Origin of the sequence: Streptomyces virginiae, from assembly GCF_000720455.1 — a bacterium.
GTDB classification, from domain to species: Bacteria; Actinomycetota; Actinomycetes; order Streptomycetales; family Streptomycetaceae; genus Streptomyces; species Streptomyces virginiae.
Genome location: NZ_JOAK01000002.1, coordinates 226,909 through 247,844, shown reverse-complemented (window position 1 = coordinate 247,844; position 20,936 = coordinate 226,909). Strand labels below are relative to the sequence as shown.

The 20,936-nt window shown below is 72.5% G+C and carries 18 protein-coding genes, 2 tRNA genes and 1 pseudogene; 1 reads left to right on the top strand and 20 read right to left on the bottom strand.

The window, feature by feature from the left end; translation table 11 throughout:
• Positions 1-18: 18 nt before the first annotated feature.
• The 13 genes and pseudogenes from IG86_RS40815 to IG86_RS43485 form a co-directional block, all read right to left on the bottom strand.
• Positions 19-2,391 (bottom strand): annotated as a pseudogene (locus IG86_RS40815) (ComEC/Rec2 family competence protein); the annotation flags it as partial.
• Entirely contained in the window at positions 2,388-3,173 is a 786-nt protein-coding gene (locus IG86_RS0104090) for a ComEA family DNA-binding protein (RefSeq protein WP_338116722.1), read from the bottom strand. The pseudogene IG86_RS40815 and the gene IG86_RS0104090, both read right to left, overlap by 4 nt.
• Before the next feature lie 338 nt (positions 3,174-3,511).
• Entirely contained in the window at positions 3,512-4,357 is an 846-nt protein-coding gene (locus IG86_RS0104085) for a DegV family protein (RefSeq protein ID WP_030894715.1), read from the bottom strand.
• Between the two features lie 312 nt (positions 4,358-4,669).
• Positions 4,670-5,416, bottom strand: coding sequence for a hypothetical protein (locus IG86_RS0104080; protein ID WP_030894713.1), 747 nt, complete (start codon positions 5,414-5,416; stop codon positions 4,670-4,672).
• A gap of 162 nt (positions 5,417-5,578) precedes the next feature.
• Positions 5,579-8,443 carry a leucine--tRNA ligase gene (leuS, locus tag IG86_RS0104075; protein ID WP_030819262.1) on the bottom strand — a complete coding sequence of 955 codons (2,865 nt, stop codon included), beginning with the start codon at positions 8,441-8,443 and terminating at the stop codon, positions 5,579-5,581.
• A 255-nt stretch (positions 8,444-8,698) separates the two neighbouring features.
• A tRNA-Ala gene (locus IG86_RS0104070) sits at positions 8,699-8,771 on the bottom strand.
• A gap of 131 nt (positions 8,772-8,902) precedes the next feature.
• Positions 8,903-9,076: a hypothetical protein gene (locus tag IG86_RS0104065; protein WP_157854762.1), complete on the bottom strand. Its 174-nt coding sequence runs from the start codon at positions 9,074-9,076 to the stop codon at positions 8,903-8,905.
• Between the two features lie 203 nt (positions 9,077-9,279).
• Positions 9,280-9,352: transfer RNA gene (locus IG86_RS0104060), tRNA-Ala, on the bottom strand.
• Between the two features lie 123 nt (positions 9,353-9,475).
• On the bottom strand, positions 9,476-10,141 hold the full coding sequence (locus tag IG86_RS0104055) for a histidine phosphatase family protein (protein ID WP_030819260.1): 666 nt from the start codon (positions 10,139-10,141) through the stop codon (positions 9,476-9,478).
• Complete coding sequence (rsfS, locus tag IG86_RS0104050; RefSeq protein ID WP_030819259.1) at positions 10,138-10,584, bottom strand: ribosome silencing factor; 447 nt, start codon at positions 10,582-10,584, stop codon at positions 10,138-10,140. Before rsfS ends, IG86_RS0104055 begins: the two co-directional genes overlap by 4 nt.
• Before the next feature lie 119 nt (positions 10,585-10,703).
• Positions 10,704-12,398: an LCP family protein gene (locus IG86_RS0104045; protein ID WP_030819258.1), complete on the bottom strand. Its 1,695-nt coding sequence runs from the start codon at positions 12,396-12,398 to the stop codon at positions 10,704-10,706.
• Between the two features lie 23 nt (positions 12,399-12,421).
• Complete coding sequence (nadD, locus tag IG86_RS0104040) at positions 12,422-13,039, bottom strand: nicotinate-nucleotide adenylyltransferase (protein WP_030819257.1); 618 nt, start codon at positions 13,037-13,039, stop codon at positions 12,422-12,424.
• 36 nt (positions 13,040-13,075) lie between these two features.
• Positions 13,076-13,243, bottom strand: coding sequence for a hypothetical protein (locus IG86_RS43485; protein ID WP_037631388.1), 168 nt, complete (start codon positions 13,241-13,243; stop codon positions 13,076-13,078).
• 139 nt (positions 13,244-13,382) lie between these two features.
• Here IG86_RS43485 and IG86_RS0104030 point away from each other — a divergent pair, with 139 nt between their 5' ends.
• Positions 13,383-14,465: a M48 family metallopeptidase gene (locus tag IG86_RS0104030; protein ID WP_030819256.1), complete on the top strand. Its 1,083-nt coding sequence runs from the start codon at positions 13,383-13,385 to the stop codon at positions 14,463-14,465.
• Here IG86_RS0104030 and IG86_RS0104025 read toward each other — a convergent pair.
• The 7 genes from IG86_RS0104025 to IG86_RS0103995 all read right to left on the bottom strand — a co-directional run bounded on the left by IG86_RS0104025 (position 14,449) and on the right by IG86_RS0103995 (position 20,903).
• Positions 14,449-15,585 (bottom strand): SCO2583 family membrane protein, encoded by a 1,137-nt coding sequence (locus IG86_RS0104025; protein ID WP_030894707.1) that lies wholly within the window; start codon positions 15,583-15,585, stop codon positions 14,449-14,451. The two genes, IG86_RS0104030 and IG86_RS0104025, sit on opposite strands and share 17 nt — an antisense overlap.
• 68 nt (positions 15,586-15,653) lie before the next feature.
• Positions 15,654-16,220, bottom strand: a complete 567-nt coding sequence (locus tag IG86_RS0104020; protein WP_037847626.1) for an SCO2584 family spore wall biosynthesis protein — start codon at positions 16,218-16,220, stop codon at positions 15,654-15,656.
• A gap of 77 nt (positions 16,221-16,297) precedes the next feature.
• Entirely contained in the window at positions 16,298-17,581 is a 1,284-nt protein-coding gene (locus tag IG86_RS0104015) for a glutamate-5-semialdehyde dehydrogenase (RefSeq protein ID WP_030819253.1), read from the bottom strand.
• 180 nt (positions 17,582-17,761) lie between these two features.
• Positions 17,762-18,163: a hypothetical protein gene (locus tag IG86_RS0104010; RefSeq protein ID WP_385871170.1), complete on the bottom strand. Its 402-nt coding sequence runs from the start codon at positions 18,161-18,163 to the stop codon at positions 17,762-17,764.
• A 105-nt stretch (positions 18,164-18,268) separates the two neighbouring features.
• Entirely contained in the window at positions 18,269-19,396 is a 1,128-nt protein-coding gene (gene proB, locus IG86_RS0104005) for a glutamate 5-kinase (protein ID WP_030819251.1), read from the bottom strand.
• A gap of 77 nt (positions 19,397-19,473) precedes the next feature.
• Complete coding sequence (locus tag IG86_RS0104000) at positions 19,474-19,911, bottom strand: GtrA family protein (RefSeq protein WP_030819250.1); 438 nt, start codon at positions 19,909-19,911, stop codon at positions 19,474-19,476.
• Positions 19,908-20,903: a glycosyltransferase family 2 protein gene (locus IG86_RS0103995; protein WP_030819249.1), complete on the bottom strand. Its 996-nt coding sequence runs from the start codon at positions 20,901-20,903 to the stop codon at positions 19,908-19,910. Before IG86_RS0103995 ends, IG86_RS0104000 begins: the two co-directional genes overlap by 4 nt.
• Positions 20,904-20,936 lie beyond the last annotated feature (33 nt).

Here is a 20,936-nt window from a genome sequence, read left to right as displayed (position 1 = left end):
TCGTCTCCTGGCTGGAAACGCACGCAGCCGAACGCCGGTTCCACTGACGGCGATCGAGCCGTCGGTGTCGGTGCGCAACACGGTCGCCCCCACGGCCCGCAGGCGGGCGAGCGTACCCGGCGCGGGATGCCCGTACCGGTTTTTTGTACCGACGGGAACAATCGCCAGCCGCGGGCGGACCCGCTCGTGCAGCCCCGGATCCTGGTGTGCCGAGCCGTGGTGGGCGACCTTGAGGACGTCCACCGGCCCTAACTGCGGATGCTCCCTCAGGAGGGCCTGCTGCGCCTCGGGTTCGAGGTCGCCGAGCAGCAGCAGAGTGAGTCCCGCGCCGCGCACCAGCAGGACGACGCTCGCGTCGTTGGGCCCTTGGAAGGGCGACCCGGCCGGCGGCGGCCACAGCACCTCCCATTCGAACGGCCCGGCCCGGCGCCGCTCCCCCTGCACCGCCCGCACGACCGGCACCCCGGCGGCCGCCGCCGTCCGCCGTACGAACTCGGCCTGCCCGGGCGGCTCTTCCAGCACGGTGGCCTGGATCACCCCCACGGACCGGCCCCGCAGGACGCCTGCCAGGCCTCCCACGTGGTCGGCGTGAAAGTGCGTCAGCAGGAGCATCGGCACCCGTTGCACCCCCAGCTCGCGCAGGCAGGCGTCCACCGGCCCGGGTTCCGCACCGGCGTCCACCACCACCGCCTCCCCCGGGCCCACGGCGAGAACCGCCGCGTCCCCCTGCCCCACGGCGCACTGGACGTAGCTCCAGTCGGGCGGGGGCCAGCCGGTGAGCGTGCGGGTGAGCTGCGGCGGCCGCAGTACCGCGAGGAGCAGCAGCACCACCAGCGCGGAGCACAGCCACCGCCGCCGCCCCAGGCGGGCGCCGATCACGACGACCGCCAGGGTGAGCGCCGCCAGCAGCAGGCCGCCGGTGATCCCGCCCGGCCAGGGCAGCTCCGCGCCGGGGAACCTCGCCCCGGCCCGCGCGACGGCGGCGATCCACCCTGCGGGCACCCCTGCGCACCGGGCGAGCACCTCGGCGGCGGGCATCCAGAGCGGGGCCGCCGCCAGCGCGGCGAAGCCGAGGACGGTCGCCGGACCGGCCGCCAGCTCGGCCAGCAGGTTGCACGGCACCGCCACCAGGCTGACCCGGGCCGCGAGCACGGCGACCACGGGCGCGCACACCGCCTGGGCGGCAGCGGCGGCGCCCACCGCCTCGGCGAGCCGGGGCCCCGCCCCGCGCCGCCGCAGGGCCCCGCTCCACCGGGGAGCGAGGGTCAGCAGCGCCCCGGTGGCCAGGACCGAGAGCAGGAAGCCGTAACTGCGGGCCAGCCACGGGTCGTAGAGCACCAGCAGCAGTACCGCGGCCCCCAGGGCGGGGATCAGGGACCTGCGCCGGCCGGTGGCGATGGCCAGCAGGGTGACCGCCCCGCAGGCCGCGGCCCGCAGCACGCTCGGCTCCGGCCGGCAGACCACCACGAACGCCAGGGTCAGGGCCGTCCCGCACAGGGCGGTCGTCCGCAGGGAGAGTCCGAGGCGGGGCGCCAGCCCGCGCCGTTCGGCCTGCTGCGCGCGGCCCGGGGGCCCGATGAGCAGGAACAGCACCACGGTCAGGTTCGACCCGGAGACGGCCAGCAGATGGAGCAGATCGGTGGCCCGGAAGGCCTCGTGCAGGTCGGGCGGAACCCTGGAGGTGTCCCCGACGACCAGTCCCGGCAGCAGGGCCCGCGCATCCGGTGCGAGCCCCTCGGTGGCCCCGCGCAGCCCGGCCCGCAGCCGCCCCGCCAGCCGCTGGGCGGTGTCCGGGCCGCCGGTCACCGCCGGCGGTATGTCACCGGACGGGCGGAGCAGCGCCACGGCCCGCTCCCCGCCCCGCGCGGGGGCCAGCCGGGCGACCACCGCCACCCGGGTGGAGGGCAGGAGCCGGGCCCATCCCGCGTGCCCGGCCAGCACCCGCACCGGGGTCTCGACCCGGGTGCTCGCCCCGTCGGGCCCGGTCACCCGGGTGACCACCGCGTCCAGCACCACCACCGGCGGCCCGCTGCCGCTCCGCGCGGTCCGGGGATCCGAGCCGACGGTCAGCTCGACGTGGACCCGGGCGTGCCGGCTCGCCAGTCCGGCGACCGGCCCGGCCCGCGCCTCGGCCAGCTGGAGCCCCGCGACGCCCGCTCCGGCGGCCGCGGACAGCAGGGCAGCCGCCACGGCCGGGGCGACCCGCCACAGCGCCCCCGGGCGCCTCGCCTGCAGCAGCATCAGCAGGCCCGCGGCGACCACCGCCAGGCCCACGCCGAGGGCGGTCCCCCCGACGGGTGCCCCGAGCGCGAGGGCGGCCGCCGCCCAGGCGGCCACGGCGGGCACCGCGAGACGCAGGTCCACCGGGCCCGCCCCCTCCGGGCGGTTCACGGCCGCACCAGCTTGCGCAGGTCGGCGAAGCGCCGCTCGCCGATGCCGTTGACCTGGCGCAGCTCCTCCACGGAACGGAAGCCGCCGCGGGCGGTGCGGAAGTCGACGATGTGCTGGGCCAGCACCGGCCCCACCCCCGGCAGACCGTCCAGCTGCTCGACGGTGGCCGAACCAAGGCTGAGCGGCCCGGCGGACGGCCCGCCCACGGCGCCCCCGGGCGGCGGCTGTGTCGTCGCGTTCACGCCCACCAGCACCTGTTCGCCGTCCACCAGCACCCGGGCCCGGTTCAGTCCGGTGGTGTCCGTGCCCGGCCGCACTCCCCCGGCGGCGGCCAGCGCGTCCTCCACCCGGGAACCGGCGGGCAGCCGCCGCACTCCCGGATCCCGGACCTTGCCTCCGACGTCGACGACGATCCGCGCGGTCCCCGCCCCGGCGCCTGCCGCGGCCGGTGGCGCGGCGGACGCGGTGGCCCCCGCCGGCACCACCGCGGGGGCGGCCAGGGCGGGGGCGGTCACCTCCCGCGGCCGGGACGACCAGTACTGCTGCCCCGCGAAGCCGACGGCGGCGACCAGCACCACCCCGACCGCGGCCACCGTGCGCGGCTCCACCGCGCACCGGGCCTGCAGCCACACCGGCAGCCGCTCCCGCACCGCCAGCCTGCGGGCGGTACCGGTGGGCAGGGCGGCCGCCTCCCCGGGCGGCGCCTCGGGCTCCTCCGGGGCCGGCGGCGCCGCCTGCGGCGGGCCGGCACCGCCGAACAGGGCTTCGGCCCTCCGCCGCACCGCGCCCGGATCCCGATCAGGTCCCGGGTCGGGGCCGGGATCGGGGCCGGCATCAGGGTCGAGGTCGGGATCGAGACAGGGATCGGGATCGTGATGCGGAAGGTGAGCGGGCGCGGCACGGAGGCCGTGGCGGCGCCTGCCGCGCCCCCGTCCGTGCCGGAAACGGCTGTCGGAGAGGCGGGAACGGCCCGGGCCGCTGGTGGCGCCCGACGGATACGGAGTACGCGCTCGAAGAGTCATGTCACGACCGTAGGGGCAGATCCCGACAGCCGTTCGGAGGCTTCAATTCCGGTGGACGGCAGCCCTGTTGTGGACAACCGCGCCACTCGTTCCGGTGATCAGCGGGGCGAGACGACCGCCGCCAGCAGCCCCGGCCCGGTGTGCGCGCCGATCACCGCTCCGACCTCGCTGACGTGCAGCTCGACCAGGCCGGGAATCCGCTCGCGGAGCCGCTGGGCGAGCTTCTCGGCCCGCTCCGGCGCCGCCAGGTGATGCACCGCCACGTCCACGCCGCCTGAGCCGGCGCGCTCGACGGCCAGCTCCTCCAGGCGGGCGATGGCCTTGGAAGCCGTACGCACCTTCTCCAGCATCTCGATCCGCCCGCCGTCCAGGGTCAGCAGCGGCTTCACCGCCAGGGCCGAGCCGAGCAGGGCCTGCGCGGCCCCGATCCGGCCGCCTCGGCGCAGGTAGTCCAGGGTGTCGACGTAGAAGTACGCGGCCATGTCCGCCGCCCGTTTCTCGGCGGCCGCCACGGCCTCGTCCACGGAGCCGCCCGCTTCGGCGACCTCCGCCGCGGCGAGCGCGCAGAATCCGAGGGCCATGGCGACCATGCCCGTGTCCACGACGCGTACGGGCACCGGCGCGGTCCTGGCGGCCACCACGGCGGCGTCATAGGTCCCGGAGAACTCGGCGGACAGGTGCAGGCTGACGATGCCGGTCGCCCCGGCGTCCGCGGCCGCCCGGTAGGCCCGTACGAACTCCTCCGGGCTCGGGCGGGAGGTGGTGACCGAGCGGCGCTTCTGCAGGGCCAGGGCCAGGCTGCGCGCCGAGATCTCGGTGCCCTCTTCCAGGGCCTCTCCGCCGAGCACCACGGTGAGCGGGACGGCGGTGATTCCGTGCCGCGCCATGGCCGGTCGGGGCAGGTAGGCCGTGGAATCGGTGACGATGGCGACATGGCGGGACATGAGGCGGAGGTTACCGCTCGTGGGGGCGGGACGGCAGCCGGGGCCCCGGGGCGGGGCGGGGGCGGGTCGCGCGGGCCCCCCGCCGGGGCTGGGTGCGGCCGAGCCTACGGGTTGTGCGGCGGGCGGCGTCGGGGGCCCTGGGGGGCTCTCCCCCACCCCGCCCCTTCCCGAAACTCGGGGCTCCGCCCCGAGACCCCCTGGGGAGTGTCCGCAAAGTAGCAAGCGTGCGTGCCGGACCCCGCCGCGCAGGCGGGACCTTGCGGACACGACCTAAGGGGCTGCGCCCCTCAGGCGCCCGGTGCGGGGCCCTGCTCAGCCCGCGCTTTCCGGGCGGGGGGTCTTCTGCTGCCAGGGGTACTGCACCGTCGGAGCGGGCGGGTTCAGAGCCGCGGGCCGGGGCGTGGGCGCCGGCTCCGGGCTCGGCGCGGACTGGCCGGACTGGGCGGACTGGGCGGACTGGGCGGACTGGGCGGCGTCCCATTCGGCGGCTGCCGCCGCCAGGTCGTCCACCGGTTCGCGGGACCAGTCGCGCAGCGCGCCCGATTCCATCTGGATCTGGTCCGACAGCAGGGACAGGTCGTCCTCCGCGAAGCGCCGGGCCCGGTCGCGGGCGGCCCACCGCAGCGAGTCCGCCGCCTGGATGATCTTGGCCGCGCGCTCCCGCAGATCCGGCAGGAGCTCGGCGGTGCGCTGCCGGTCGGGCTCCTGCTCCAGTCGCTTCAGTTCCCCGTCGAGCTCGTGCCCGTGGGCGCTCAGCCGCTCGAACAGCCCGAGGGACTCCCGCAGCGAGGCGTCCGCCTGAGCCCCCTCGGCCAGCGCCTGCTGCGTGGCGCGCATCGACGTCCGCAGGTCCAGCCGCAGCTGCGCGAGCGCTCCCGCCACTCCGACCTGGCCGAAGCTCTTGGCCCGCAGCGTGGTGTCCTCCACGCTGCGCCTCGCCTGGGCGACGGTGCGCTCCACACCCCGCTTGGCCGCGCCCACCGCCTTGACCGTGAGGTACGCGCCGAGGCCGACGATGGCCAGCAACATCAACGCGAAGATGATCAACGCGGCCTCCATGACGGCCCCTTTCCCCAGGCGTCAGCTCTTCCCCTCCACCGTAAACGCCACGGGCAGGCCAGGGGTTCCAATCGAACCCCCAACCTGCCCGTACGGGATCCCCCCTATGCGGGGGTGCGCCCTCAGACGAAGCTCTCAGACGAAGCTCTCAGGCCGAAGACCTCAGATGACGATGTTCACCAGCTTCGGCGCGCGCACGATCACCTTGCGGATCTCCGCGCCGCCCAGCGCCGCCACGACCCCGGCGTCGTTCACGGCCAGCTGCTCCAGATCGGCGTCCGTGATCGACGGCGACACCTCCAGGCGCGCCTTGACCTTGCCCTTGACCTGCACCACGCAGGTGACGCTCTCGTCCACGACGTACGCCGGGTCCGCGACCGGGAAGTCCTGGTGGACCACGGACTCGCTGTGGCCCAGCCGGTGCCACAGCTCCTCCGCGATGTGCGGGGCCAGCGGGGCGACCAGCAGGACCAGCCGCTCGGCGACCGAGCGCTCCAGCGGGCGGCCCGCCTTCGTCAGGGCGTTGTTCAGCTCGGTGATCTTGGCGATGGCGGTGTTGAACCGCAGCCCCGCCATGTCCGCGCCGGCCCCGTCGATCGCCTTGTGCAGGGCGCGCAGCGTGTCCTCGCCCGGCTCGGCGTCGACGACCGTCACCGCGCCGGTCTCCTCGTCCACGATGTTGCGCCACAGGCGCTGCAGCAGGCGGTACTGGCCGACCACGGCGCGCGTGTCCCACGGACGCGAGACGTCCAGCGGACCCATCGCCATCTCGTACAGGCGCAGCGTGTCGGCGCCGTACTCCTCGCAGATCTCGTCCGGCGTGACGGCGTTCTTCAGGGACTTGCCCATCTTGCCGTGCTCGCGCTTGACCTGCTTGCCCTCGTAGAAGTAGCCGCCGTCGCGCTCCTCGACCTCGGCCGCCGGGACGTACACACCGCGCTCGTCGGTGTAGGCGTACGCCTGGATCATGCCCTGGTTGAACAGCTTGTGGAACGGCTCCGCCGAGGACACGTGGCCCAGGTCGAACAGCACCTTCGACCAGAAGCGGGCGTACAGCAGGTGCAGCACGGCGTGCTCGGCGCCGCCCACGTACAGGTCGACACCGCCGTGCGGGGCGCCCTCGCGGGGACCCATCCAGTACTGCTCGATCTCCGGGTCGACCAGCGCGGAGGCGTTGTTCGGGTCCAGGTAGCGCAGCTCGTACCAGCAGGAACCGGCCCAGTTGGGCATGGTGTTGGTCTCGCGACGGTAGGACTTCACGCCGTCGCCCAGGTCCAGCTCGACGTTGACCCAGTCGGCCTTGCGCGACAGCGGGGTCTCCGGCTGCGAGTCCGCGTCGTCCGGCTCGAAGGTGCGCGGCGAGTAGTCCTCGACCTCCGGCAGCTCCAGCGGCAGCATCGACTCGGGCAGGGAGTGCGCGACGCCGTCCTCGTCGTAGACGATCGGGAAGGGCTCGCCCCAGTACCGCTGGCGGCTGAACAGCCAGTCGCGCAGGCGGAAGTTGACCGTGCCCTCGCCGATGCCGCGCCCGGCCAGCCATTCGGTGATCGCGGCCTTCGCCTCGACGACGCCCAGGCCGTCCAGGGAGATGCCCTCGCCGGTGGAGTTGACCAGCTTCGCGTCGTACGAGGCGAAGGCGTCGTCCCACTCGGCCGGGTCGGTGCCGCGGCCGTCGGAGGGCTGCACGACGCAGCGCATCGGCAGCTCGAAGGCGCGCGCGAACTCGAAGTCCCGGCTGTCGTGCGCCGGAACGGCCATGATCGCGCCGGTGCCGTAGCCCATCAGGACGTAGTCGGCGATGAAGACCGGGACCTTGTCGCCGCTGACCGGGTTGATCGCGTACTCGCCGGTGAAGACGCCGGTCTTGTCCTTGGCCTCGGCCTGGCGCTCGACGTCCGACTTCGAGGCGGCCTGCTTGCGGTAGGCGGTGACGGCCTCCGCCGGGGTGGCGTGCCCGCCCGTCCACACGTCGTGGGTGCCCTCGGGCCAGGCTGCCGGGATGAACTTCTCCACCAGCGGGTGCTCGGGCGCCAGCACCATGTAGGTGGCGCCGAACAGGGTGTCGGGGCGGGTGGTGAAGACGGTGATGGCCTCGTCGCCCAGCGCGAAGTCGACGCGCGCGCCCTCGCTGCGGCCGATCCAGTTGCGCTGCTGCAGCTTGATGGCCTCGGGCCAGTCCAGCGCGTCCAGGTCGTCCAGCAGCCGGTCGGCGTACGCGGTGATCCGCATGTTCCACTGGCTCAGCTTGGACTTGAAGACCGGGAAGTTGCCGCGCTCGGAGCGACCGTCGGCGGTGACCTCCTCGTTGGCCAGTACGGTGCCCAGCCCGGGGCACCAGTTGACGGGCGCGTCCGAGGAGTACGCCAGCCGGTGGCCGTTCAGTACGTCGGCCCGCTCGGCCGCGGTCAGCCCGGCCCAGGCGCGCCCGCCGGGGACCTCACGGGAGCCGTCCTCGAAGGCGGCGACCAGCTCGGCGATCGGGCGGGCCTTCCTGGCGTCCGCGTCGTACCAGGAGTTGTAGATCTGCAGGAAGATCCACTGGGTCCACTTGTAGTAGTCCGGGTCGATCGTGGCGAACGAGCGGCGCTTGTCGTGGCCCAGGCCCAGCCGGCGCAGCTGGACCTTCATGTTCTCGATGTTCGCCTCGGTCGACACGCGCGGATGCGTGCCGGTCTGCACGGCGTACTGCTCGGCCGGCAGGCCGAAGGCGTCGAATCCCAGGGTGTGCAGGACGTTGTGGCCGGTCATCCGCTGGTGGCGGGCGTAGACGTCGGTGGCGATGTACCCGAGCGGGTGACCGACGTGCAGGCCCGCACCGGACGGGTACGGGAACATGTCCATGATGAACTTCTTGGGCCGCGCGACGACCGCGGGGTCCCCCGCCAGGTCACCGGTCGGGTTCGGGGCCTCGTAGGTGCCCTGCGCGTCCCATACGTCCTGCCAGCGTGCCTCGATGTCGGCGGCCATGGCAGCCGTGTAACGGTGCGCCTCGGCCGCCTCGGGGGCCGGGGTGTTCGTCTCGCTCATGATTTCTGAAGCTCCATCGATCGTCTCTGCCGTCTCTGCCTGCCCAAACGAAAAAACCCCTCGCACAGGAGGGGGCGCCGCGCCGAGGCCGACCGTTTCGAAGGTCGGTACTGATCAGCGCGGCTCGGTAAGCAGGAGGCGTACGGCACGCATGGCGTCAGGGTACCGCAGCGGCCCCTGCCGACGCTCTGCCGTTCCACCGGGTGACACAACGAGAAGCGGGCCACCCGATCCGGGTGGCCCGCTTCTTCACTGTGGAGCTAAGGAGAATTGAACTCCTGACCTCCTGCATGCCATGCAGGCGCTCTACCAACTGAGCTATAGCCCCTTGCCCTGCTTGCCGCTTCGGTTTCCCTTGCCGGTTCCCCTTGGCGACGTCCCAAACATTACACGGTCATGGCCCTGGTCCAAAAATCGGTTTCCACCGACCATGGGCCATGTCCGATTTGCAGCGGTCTGTCACGCTCTCGCGAACTGGTAGAAGCGCTTGAGCGTGCAGTGCTCATCGAGCAGCCGACCGTAGATCGGCTCCCCTTCCAGCTCACGGTACGTCTCGATCGGGTCGCCTTTTATGATCAGCGCCCGCGCGCATTCCTCGCACCAGTACTGGTAGTCGGGGTTGACCGGGTCCATGTCCCGCACGATCGGCGTCCCGTTGTTGCACCAGTCGCACCGGCGCCGGTGTGCACCCATCCGTTCGCGACTCCCTCCCGCGTCGGGCCGTCGACTCCCCCTCCGGCTGTCCGATTCTGCCACGCCGGTGCGGGCCAGGTCAGCAAACGCAAAGGGTACAAAAACAAGGATCCCGCCCCCACTTGGGGACGGGATCCTGATTGTGGAGCTAAGGAGAATTGAACTCCTGACCTCCTGCATGCCATGCAGGCGCTCTACCAACTGAGCTATAGCCCCGCTCTCCGCTGCGCTTCCCCCGTCTCCGGTGTTCTTCGCTGCGAACAAGAAGAACTCTAGCCTGCGACCAGCCGGAAAGTGAAATCCGGGTCGGAGCCCCGGTGGGAAGCGGCAGGGAGCCGTTCAGTCGTCGTCGCCGAGCACCGGTTCCGGCAGCGTGCCGGCGTTGTGCTCCAGCAGACGCCAGCCGCGGGCGCCCTCGCCGAGGACGGACCAGCAGCAGTTGGAGAGCCCGCCCAGGCCCTCCCAGTGGTACGGCTCCAGGCCCAGCAGGCGCCCGATCGTCGTACGGATGGTGCCGCCGTGGCTGACCACGACGAGCGTGCCGTTCTTCGGCAGCCCGTCGGTGTGCTCCAGCACCACGGGCGCGGCGCGGTCGGCGACCTCGGTCTCCAGCTCACCGCCGCCGCGGCGAACCGGCTCGCCGCGCTTCCACGCCGCGTACTGCTCGCCGTACTTGCCGAGGATCTCCTCGTGCGTCAGACCCTGCCACTCACCGGCGTACGTCTCGCGCAGCGCCTCGGTGTGCGTCACGGGCAGCCCCGTGACGGCGGCCAGCTCGGCCGCGGTGGCCGCGGCACGCCGCAGGTCCGAGGCGACGATGGCGTCCGGCTTCAGCGAGGCGAGCAGCCGCGCGGAGCGGCGCGCCTGTGCCAGGCCCGTGTCGGTCAGCTCGATGTCCGTGGAACCCTGGAAGCGCCGCTCCAGGTTCCAGGACGTCTGGCCGTGCCGCCAGAGGACGATCTTCCTGCTGGACCTGGCCGGCTCGGCCGCGTCGGTCGCGCTCAGAACAGATCACCGTCCAGGTCCTCGTCGCCCGCCGCCTCGCGCAGCTTGGCGTGCTCCTCGGCCTTGCCGATGGTGAGCTTGGCGTCCTCGGGGAGCTCGATCTCGGGGCAGTCCTTCCACAGGCGCTCCAGCGCGTAGAAGACCCGCTCCTCGCTGTGCTGGACGTGGACGACGATGTCGACGTAGTCGAGCAGGATCCAGCGGGCGTCGCGGTCGCCCTCGCGGCGCACCGGCTTGGCGCCGAGCTCCTTCTGCAGGCGCTCCTCGATCTCGTCGACGATCGACTTGACCTGACGGTCGTTGGGCGCCGAGGCGAGCAGGAAGGCGTCGGTGATCGACAGCACGTCGCTGACGTCGTACGCGATGATGTCGTGCGCGAGCCGGTCGGCCGCGGCCTGGGCAGCGGTGGTGATGAGCTCGATGGAGCGGTCCGTGGCGGTCACTGGCCATGCTTTCGGGTTGGCGGGCAGATCCTTACAAGGGTCTCATGTACCGCCGACGGCGCCCGCGCGGAACGTTCCGCACGGGCGCGAGCGCCCCTCCCGGCCGGGCCGCGGCCCGGTCAGGACGCCTTGTAGTCCTTCCCGAGGATCACCACGACCTCGGCGTTCACGACGTTCTCGGCCTTCTTCACGACCGTCTCGGGCAGCCCCAGCGTCTTGGCCACCTCGATCGCCCGGTCGCGCTGGGCGTCGTCCTGATAGGTGATCTGCGAGGCGGCCGCGGTCTTGTCGGCCTTGCCGCCGTCCACGAAGGTGTAGCCGCCGTTCATCAGCGCCGCCTTGGCCGCGACCTGCGTCTTCTCGTCGCCGGTGGCGTCCTTCAGGCCGACGCGCGGGGTGGCGCCGGGCTGCGCAGCGTCGGCGGAGCCGCCGAGCACCTCCTTGACGACCTTCTTGTTGGCCTCGTCCGTGAGCGTCCCGTCCTGCTTCACCGCGATGACGTCGGTGCGGTACGCGCCCACCTTGGCGTGCGCGCCGAGCTTGGACAGCAGGGCTCCGAGGGTCTGCGCGTTGAGCGCGGGATCGAGGATCTGGCCGATGCTCTCGACCGTGACGGCCGCGGCCTTGGGGTCGCTCGGGACCTTGCGCAGGACCGCGTGGAGCACCTTGCCCGTGCGCTCCAGCTGCTTGGCCTCCGCCTCGCCCTGTGCGCGGTACGTGGCGTACGCGACGGCCATCGGGCCGCTCAGGCTCTGCTTCTGACCCTGGGCCACGGCCGGGGTCTTGGCCGCGTCGTCGGCCGGGACCGCGGTGTCGGTGTCGACCTCGATGCCGCCGACCAGCTCGACCAGGTTCTCCAGGAAGGGGGTGTCCAGGCGCCAGGTGCCGCCGATGTGGGTGCCGAGCACGGAGTCGAGGGCCTCGCGGGTGCCGAGGCCGCCCTCCTCGACCGCCTTGCCGAGGGCCGTTGCGGTGCCGTCCTGGCCGGTCACGGCGAGGGCGTTGGGCAGCAGGACGGTGGCGCCCTGCTTGGTGGTGACGTTGTCGACGAGCAGCGCCGAGGAGGTGCCGCCCTTCTTGGTGTTGTGCAGGTGCACGACGATCATGTCGCGCTTCTGCGCCGCGGCGTCCGCGGCGGTGGCGGTCTTCTCGGAACCGGGACCGTCGAGGAAGGGCAGCTTGCCCGCGTACCAGAGGTAGCCGGCGCCCGCTACGACGAACACCGCCAGGACGACGATCAGCGCGACGACCCGGTTGCGGCCGCGGCGGCGGGCCTCCTCGCGGCGTTCGGTGCGGCTCTCGGTGAACTTGAGCCAGTCGATGACGTCCTCGGAGTCCTCGTCCGGCTGGTCGATGAAGGCGAACATCTCGGTGCGGTAGTCCCGGCCCGCCTCGGATCCGCCCTCGGGCCGGCGCGGCTCGGGGACCTGGGCGGCCGGCCGCTCCGCCGGGGCCTCGGACCGCTCGGCGGTCGTGGGCTCGGGCGCCGCCTGCTGCGGGATCCACTGCTGGGCCTGCTGCTGGGTCTGCTGCGGGGCCTGGTGCTGGGCCTGCTGGGCGTCGTACCCGTAGGAGGGCGCCTGGGTGTACTCCTGCTGCCCGTACTCCTGGGCCGCGGGCTGCTGCGGGTAGTACTGCTGCGGCTGCTGCTGGCCGTAGCCCTGGTAGTCGTAGCCGTAGCCCTGCTGCTCGTACTGGGGGGCGGCGGGCTGCGCGGGCGCCTGGCCGTACACCGGCCGCCCGTACGCGTCGTAGCCGATGAGCTGCTGCTCGTGCGCGGCATACGGGTCGTACGGATCCTGTCGGTCGTTCACCGCGGGCCCCTCTCTCCGGAAGCTCAGGCTCCCCGGTACAGCTCACGCTTGTCGATGTAGCGCACCACACCGTCCGGCACCAGGTACCAGACGGGATCCCCCTGGGCTACCCGTGCACGGCAGTCCGTGGACGAGATCGCCAGCGCGGGCACCTCGACCAGGGAGACCCCGCCCTCGGGCAGCCCGTCGTCGGTGAGCACGTGGCCCGGCCGGGTGACTCCGATGAAGTGGGAGAGCGAGAAGAGCTCGTCGGCGTTGCGCCAGGTCAGGATCTGCGCGAGCGCGTCGGCACCCGTGATGAAGAACAGGTCGGCGTCGTCGTTCAGCGCCTTCAGGTCCCGCAGGGTGTCGATCGTGTACGTCGGCCCGCCGCGGTCGATGTCGATGCGGCTCACCGAGAACTGCGGGTTCGAGGCCGTGGCGATGACCGTCATCAGGTAGCGGTCCTCGGCGGGCGAGACGGCCCACTGGGACTTCTGCCACGGCTCACCGGTCGGCACGAACACCACCTCGTCGAGGTGGAAAAGGGCGGCCACCTCACTGGCGGCCACCAGGTGTCCGTGGTGGATCGGGTCGAATGTCCCGCCCATCACGCCGAGCCGGCGCTTGACCGGACCGGTAGGCATCTCCTGCTCTCCCATGAGCGCAGAGCCTACTGGCCCGGCGGACCGGACCGACTAGCGGTCGCGGTTCAGGCGCGTGGTGACCCAGAGCATCAGCATCAGGATCACGAAGGCGGCGCCGCCGGTCAGGTACGGGTTGAGGCTGTCGTGGTTGCCGCCGTGCTGCTCGGCCCCCTCCGAGGCGAGGACGACCAGGTTGTGGGCGGTGGAGGAGAGGCTCATCAGGCAGATACCTATCGAGTCGGGGAGCGGGCGGAGACTTCGCTCACATCGTATGCGGGCGCCCGGGGCACGCTCGCGCCGACTCAGGCGTTGGAGAGGATAGACGCATGGTCGAGCAGGTCAATCAGGGGAGGGCGCAATGACGCAGACGGGATTCGAGAAGACGCCGGCGCGGGACCGCAGGAGGTTCCCCGGTATCTCCTCGCGTGCGTACGAGCATCCGGCGGACCGGTCGGCCCTGGTGGCGCTGCGCAAGCTGAGCGGTTTCGACACGGTCTTCAAGGCCCTGAGCGGGCTGCTCCCGGAGCGCAGCCTGCGCCTGCTGTTCCTGTCGGACTCGGTGCGGGTGGGCGAGACGCAGTTCCCGCACCTGCACGCGATGCTCCGCGACGCCTGTTACATCCTGGACCTGGAGAAGGTCCCGCAGATGTACGTGCAGCAGGACCCGCGGCCCAATGCCATGTGCATCGGGCTGGACGAGCCGATCATCGTGGTGACCACGAGCCTCGTCGAGCTGCTCGACGAGGAGGAGATGCGGGCGGTGGTCGGCCACGAGGTGGGCCACGCGCTGTCGGGGCACTCCGTGTACCGCACGATCCTGCTGTTCCTGACGAACCTGGCGCTGAAGGTCGCGTGGATCCCGCTCGGCAACGTGGCGGTCATGACGCTGGTGACCGCGCTGCGGGAGTGGTTCCGCAAGTCGGAGCTCTCGGCCGACCGGGCGGGGCTGCTGGTGGGGCAGGACGTGACGGCCTCGATGCGCGGCCTGATGAAGCTGGCGGGCGGCAACCACCTGCACGAGATGAACGTGGACGCCTTCCTGGAGCAGGCCGACGAGTACGAGAAGGGCGGCGACCTGCGCGATTCCGTGCTGAAGATCCTCAACATGCTGCCGCGCACGCACCCCTTCACCACGGTCCGGGCGGCCGAGCTGAAGAAGTGGTCGGAGAGCCGGGACTACCAGCGGATCATGGATGGCCACTACCCGCGCCGCGAGGAGGACAAGGACGCCTCGGTCACGGACTCCTTCCGGGAGTCGGCCGCGCACTACGCCGATTCGGTGCGCACCAGCAAGGACCCGCTGTTCAAGCTGGTGGGCGACATCGCGGGCGGCGCGGCCGACATGGGCGGCAGGCTGCGTGACAAGTTCACCGGCGCCGGAGCCGGCTCCGGCGCGGACACCGGCTCCGAAGGCAGGGGCGGGGCTACGGGGCAGGGCTGACCGGGGCGCCCGGAGTCGCCGAGGGGGCCAGGACGCCGCACAGCCCGGCCGTGCGCCTCGGGTGGCCGCTGGCGTACGGGTCGCTCGCGGCCGGGCCCACGGTGGTGGGGCCGGCCCCGGCCAGGAGCGGGCGGAAGCCTCCGGCCGGGTCGGCGGAGCAGTCCTGCGGCCCGGCCATCACGTAGGCCGATGCCAGCTCCAGCCGCCGGGCGCTGAGGTCGTCCCGGTCGAAGCGCAGCCGCAGCTCGCGCCGGACGGTGAAGAGCGACGCGCCGTCGGCCGCGGCCGGGGCTCCGGTGGCCGGCCGGACGGCGTACACGAAGGTGTGATCGGTGGTGACCTCCAGCACGTCCTGGGCCACCTCCTCGTAGGAGAGGCTGCCGCTCACCCGGACCCGGGGGTCGGCCATGACGGCGGCGGCCGCGTCGAAGCGGACCAGCCAGCCGGTGGCCGCGTGCCGGCCGTCGCCGGAGGGCGAGGTCATGCTGCGGTCGAACTGCTCCAGCTGGTCGGGGTCGAGCAGGACGCGCACGGGCCGGGTGGCGGACCCGGCCAGGACGTCGGGGTCCAGGGAGGACTGCACCAGGTAGTCCTTGGCGATGGACAGGGCGGTGACGACCTGGACGTCGGTGAAGTGGTGCGTGCGGCGCACGGCGGGCAGGCTGATCCCGGCCGCCCCGACCCGGTAGTCGGCGGCGGGGCTCTGCGCGAACAGCTCGGGCGGCAGCCCGCCGGGCACGGCGGTGGTCGGCGCGAGCGGGACCACGGTGCTGGTGAGCGGCTGGGCGGGCCCTCCGGGCGGCGGCACGTAGGGGTTGCGCAGCCCCATGTAGACGGCGGCGGCGAAGGCCGTGGCGATGAGCAGCACGAGCAGCATGCCCTGCCGGGCGCCGCGGCCGGGGGTGCTGGTCCGGGGCGCGGAACTCGACCAGATGGACCGGCTGCGGACGGCGCGGGCGTGTTCGCCCATGCGTTCCTGGGCGGAGTACTCCTGGAGCCGGGCAGCACGGACGAAGTCCTCGTCGAACACCACCGATCGGTACTCGTCCGACCGGAACTCGTCGTCGCCCCCGCCGGTGCCGTCGGGGGTGCCGTTGGGTGGGTCTCCTGGCACGGCCATCGCTTCTCCCCGCTGTCCCCGCTTCAGAGAAGCCCCCAGCTCCGGCGAACGCGACTGGGGTCGTACCTTCAGGGTTGGCGTACTGAGGGGTACGTAAACGCGCCGACGCCGGTGACTTCACGCCTGGGGGTGCTGGCGGGCGCCGGAGCGGGGTCCGCTTCGCCCGAGGCACTGCGGTAGACGGCGCTGAAGGCGAGCGCGACCATGCCGAGGCCCATCACGAAGGCGAGCACCCAGGCGACCGGCCGCAGCCACGGGGCGCGGCCCCGGTAGGGGCGCAGGCTGCCGCCGTAGGCCCCGTAGGGACCGTCGGGGTGGCCGTGGCCCCGCTCGTGGCCGCCGCCGTGGTCCCAGCCGTACTCGTCGGCGTCGTACCCGTCGGGCTGGCCGTAGCCGTAGCCGTCGTGGTCGTCGTCGCCCGTCCAGCCGCCGGCGACGGCCCGGGCGGCTTCCGCCTCCGCGCGCGCCCGGTCGGCCGCCCGCTGGCGCTCGGCGGCGCTCGGTTCATGGATCTCGGCGTTCCGGACGAAGTCCTCGTCGAACACCACGGAGGCGAAGTCCTCTTCCGCGCCTCCGCGGTCGTCGTCGGGCTCCCCGTCGTCCGGGAACGGCTTGCCCCCCACGTCGTCCGGCACGGGAACAGAGTAGACCTGGGGAGGGCCTTTGGGCAGGGTGTCCGCCGAATTCCGGCCACACCCGGTGGGCACTTCGACTACCGAACGTGACCGTCGCCGGTGACGATGTACTTGGTGGAGGTGAGCTCGGGAAGCCCCATCGGGCCCCGGGCGTGCAGCTTCTGCGTGGAGATGCCGATCTCGGCACCGAAGCCGAACTGACCACCGTCGGTGAACCGGGTGGATGCATTCACGGCGACGGTGGTGGAGTCGACCAGCTGGGTGAAGCGGCGCGCGGCGGCCTGCGAGGTGGTGACGATCGCCTCGGTGTGACCGGAGGTCCAGCGGCGGATGTGGGTGACGGCGTCGTCGAGGGAGTCCACGACCGCCGCGGCGATGTCGTAGGACAGGTACTCGGCGGCCCAGTCCTCGTCCGTGGCGGGCAGGGCGGTGGCCTTGGTGCCCTCGGCGGCGGCGAGGACGGCCTCGTCGCCGTGGACGGTGACGCCGGCGTCGGCGAGCGCGTCGAGGGCGCGCGGCAGGAAGGCGCCGGCGATGTCACGGTGGACGAGGAGGGTCTCGGCGGCGTTGCAGACGGAGGGCCGCTGGGCCTTGGAGTTGATCAGGATGTCCACGGCCATGTCGAGGTCGGCCTGGGCGTCCACGTAGACGTGGCAGTTGCCGGTACCGGTCTCGATGACCGGGACGGTGGACTCCTCGACCACGGTCTTGATGAGGGAGGCACCGCCGCGCGGGATGAGCACGTCGACGAGACCGCGGGCGCGCATCAGCTCGCGGACGGAGTCGCGGGACTCGCCGGGGACGAGCTGGATCGCGTCGGCGGGCAGGCCGGCGCTCTCGACGGCGTCGCGGAGGATGGCGACGAGCGCGGTGTTGGAGGCGTAGGCGGAGGAGCTGCCGCGCAGGAGGACGGCGTTGCCGGACTTGAGGCAGAGGGCGGCGGCGTCGACGGTGACGTTGGGGCGGGCCTCGTAGATGATGCCGACGACGCCGAGGGGGACCCGGATCTGGCGGATGTCGATGCCGTTGGGGAGGGTGTTGCCGCGGACGACCTCGCCGACGGGGTCGGGGAGGGCGGCGACGTCGCGGACGTCGGAGGCGATGGCGGCGACCCGCTCCCGGGTCAGGGTGAGGCGGTCGATGACGGTCTCGCTGGTGCCGGCGGCGCGGGCCTTGTCCGTGTCCACGGCGTTGGCCGTGATGATCTCGGCGGTACGGGCCTCCAGCGCGTCCGCGATCGCCAGCAGGGCCGTGTCCTTGGCGGACCGCGGGAGTGGGGCGATGGCCGCGGCGGCGGTGCGGGCGCGGTGCGCCGTGGCGAGGACGGGCGAGGTGACGGTGGCGTCGTCGAGCGAGGTCATGCGGCCAGGGTAAGCCCCTGCCGGTACCCGGCCGACGGGGCTTCCATCTCGCGAGACGTCCCCCTGACGCACGCCGCTGCGCGGAGCCTCTCCCCGCCCCGCCCTTTCTCCGTTTCCCGGGCCCTGCCCGGACCCGCGCCTCGAACGCCGGCGGGCTGGAAGAGGCGGGGCTTCGACGGGTCAGTAGGGGTGGACGCCCACCGGGTGGGCCGGGGGCGGGCCGTAGCCCTCCGCCACGCGCAGGTGGTAGGTGGCGCGGTCGATGACCTCCAGGCCGACGATCTCCCAGGGCGGCAGCTGCGCCGAGGAGCGGTGCTCGCCCCACAGGCGCAGCGCGACGGCCGCCGCGTCGTGGAGGTCGCGGGCCTCTTCCCAGTACCGGATCTCCGCGTGGTCGTCGGCGTACCGGCTGGTCAGCAGGAACGGGTGGTCGTGTGCCAGTTGCTCCAGCCCCCGCCGGACCTCGGACAGCGGGGCCGGCTTGCCGGAGACGCTCAGGGTCACGTGCCACAGGCGCGAGGCCTGGTCCTGGTCCTGCTCGGGCCCGCCGCCGTCACCGTCCCCCGTACCGACGCTGGTCAGCGCTCGTCTCACCAGCCGCCTCCTGTCTCCGCTACGCGTGTCCGCCTGCTCCGCCCCTCACAGTTGACCAGTCCCCGGGCGGCCGCGCTGCGGTTTTGCCGAACCTCAGCCCTGGAGCAGGACCAGATCGTCACGGTGGACGACCTCCCGCTCGTACGCGGGTCCGAGTTCCCGCGCGAGCTCGCGAGTGGAGCGGCCGAGGAGCTGCGGCAGCTCCTTGGCGTCGAAGTTGACCAGACCCCGGGCGACGGCGCGGCCGTCCGCCGCTCGCAGCTCCACCGGGTCGCCCGCGACGAAGTCGCCCTCGACCGCGGCGATCCCGGCGGGCAGCAGCGAGCTGCCCCGCTCGGTGACCGCGCGGACGGCGCCGTCGTCCAGGACCAGGTGGCCCTGCGGGGTGGAGGCGTGCTGGAGCCAGAGCAGCCGGTCCGCGCTGCGGCGTCCGGTGGCGTGGAAGAGCGTGCCGGTCCCCCGTCCGGCCAGGGCGTCGGCGGCCTGGCTCGCGGAGGTGAGCACCACGGGGATGCCGGCGGCCGCCGCGATCCGTGCCGCCTCGACCTTGGTGACCATGCCGCCGGTGCCCACGCCCGCCTTGCCGGCGCTGCCGATGGAGACGTGCGCGATGTCCTCGGGCCCGTGGACCTCGTCGATGCGGGTGGTGCCGGGCTGGGAGGGGTCGCCGTCGTAGAGGCCGTCGACGTCGGAGAGGAGGACGAGGAGGTCCGCGCGGACGAGGTGGGCGACGAGGGCGGCGAGCCGGTCGTTGTCGCCGAAGCGGATCTCGTCCGTGGCGACGGTGTCGTTCTCGTTGACGACGGGGAGGGCGCCCATGGCCAACAGCTGGTCCAGGGTCCGGTACGCGTTGCGGTAGTGGGCGCGCCGGCTGGTGTCGTCGGTGGTGAGCAGCACCTGGCCGACGCGCAGGCCGTAGCGCGCGAAGGAGGCGGTGTAGCGGGCGACGAGGAGGCCCTGGCCGACGCTGGCGGCGGCCTGCTGGCGGGCCAGGTCCTTGGGGCGGCGGCGCAGGCCGAGCGGGGAGAGCCCGGCGGCGATGGCTCCGCTGGAGACGAGGACGATCTCCTTCTCACCGCCGCTGCGGGCCTTGGCCAGGACGTCGACGAGCGCGTCCACCCGGTCGGCGTCGAGCCCGCCCGCCGCGGTGGTCAGGGAGGAAGAGCCGACCTTGACCACGATCCTGCGGGCGTCCACGACACCTTGCCTAGCCGCTGACACGTTCTTCCCCTTGCCCCTTGCCGTCAATGCCTGCCACCTCAATCTACGGGGTGGCCGACGGGGACCGCTCCGGGGTTTCAGACCGTGGACGAGGTCCTGGCCCGCCCCTGGCGCTCCTCGTCCCCGGCGGCCCGGCCGGCGCCGGGCACGAGGATCTTGCGGGAGAGCAGGAAGGTGAACGGGATGGCGACGATCGCCGCGACCAGCGGGGCGATCCGGGTGTCCATCCCGGCCCAGGTCACCAGGGCGTAGAGGCCGGCGGACTGGATGACGTAGTTGGTGACGTTCGTCAGCGGGAAGAGGAGGAACTTCTTCCAGGTCGGCCGGGTCCGGTAGGTGAAGTAGGTGTTCATGAAGAACGAGCCGACCATCGCCAGCACGAAAGCGAGCGAGTAGGCGGCGAAGTACGGCATCCACGGGTGCAGGAGCAGGTAGATGCCGAAGAAGGTGCCGGTGTTGACCCCGCCCACCAGGGCGAAGCGGAATACCTGGCCGAGCTGTTCCCTGCGGGTCATCGGGTGCTGCGCTCCGCGATCGTCGGCTCCGCCGCCGGGGCGGTGCCCGCGGTCCTCGGGAGGGGTTCGGAGCCGTGCGACTCCTTCACCAGGAAGTGCGGCCGGCGCTTGGTCTCGTAGTAGATGCGGCCGATGTACTCGCCGACGAGGCCCAGCATGATCAGCTGTACGCCGCCCAGGCCCGTGATGATGGCCACAAGGGTGACGTAGCCCGGTGCGTCCACACCGTTGGTGATCGCCATGGCGGTGATCCACAGCGCGTACAGGCCGGTCAGGGCGACCAGCGACACGCCGAACCAGATACCGATCCGCAGCGGCCGGTTGTTGAAGGAGATCAGGCCGTCCATGCCGTAGTTCAGCAGGGCGCCGAACTTCCACTTGGTCTCGCCGGCCTCGCGCTGCGCGTTGCGGTAGTCGAAGTGGACGGTGTCGAAGCCGATCCAGGAGAACAGGCCCTTGGAGAAGCGGTTGTACTCCGGCAGGGACAGCAGCGCGTCCACGGCCGGGCGCGACAGCATCCGGAAGTCGCCGACGCCGTCGGTCAGCTCCACGTCGACCCAGCGGTTGACGCCCCGGTAGTAGAGGCGGCTGAGCGCGGAGCGCACCTTCTTGTCGCCCTCGCGGGTGCGGCGGGCGATGATCTGGTCGTGGCCCTGCCGGTAGTGCTCCAGCATGGTCGCGATGAGCTCCGGCGGGTGCTGGAGGTCGGCGTCCATGATCACGACGGCGTCGCCGGTGGCCTCGCGCAGGCCGGCGAGCATGCCGGCCTCCTTGCCGAAGTTGCGGCTGAATGAGACGTAGCGCGTCTGTTCGCCGTGCTCCGCGGCGATCTTCCGGAGCTTGCCGAGGGTGCCGTCGCGGCTGCCGTCGTCGACGTAGCAGACCTCGTACTCGACGGGCAGGGAGTCCAGGACCCTGCGGATCTCGACGTCGAAGCTGTCGATGACGGCTTCTTCGTTGTAGCAAGGGACAACTACGGACAGCTTGGTCATGAACACTTCCTGCTGGATCCGAACGGGTGATTG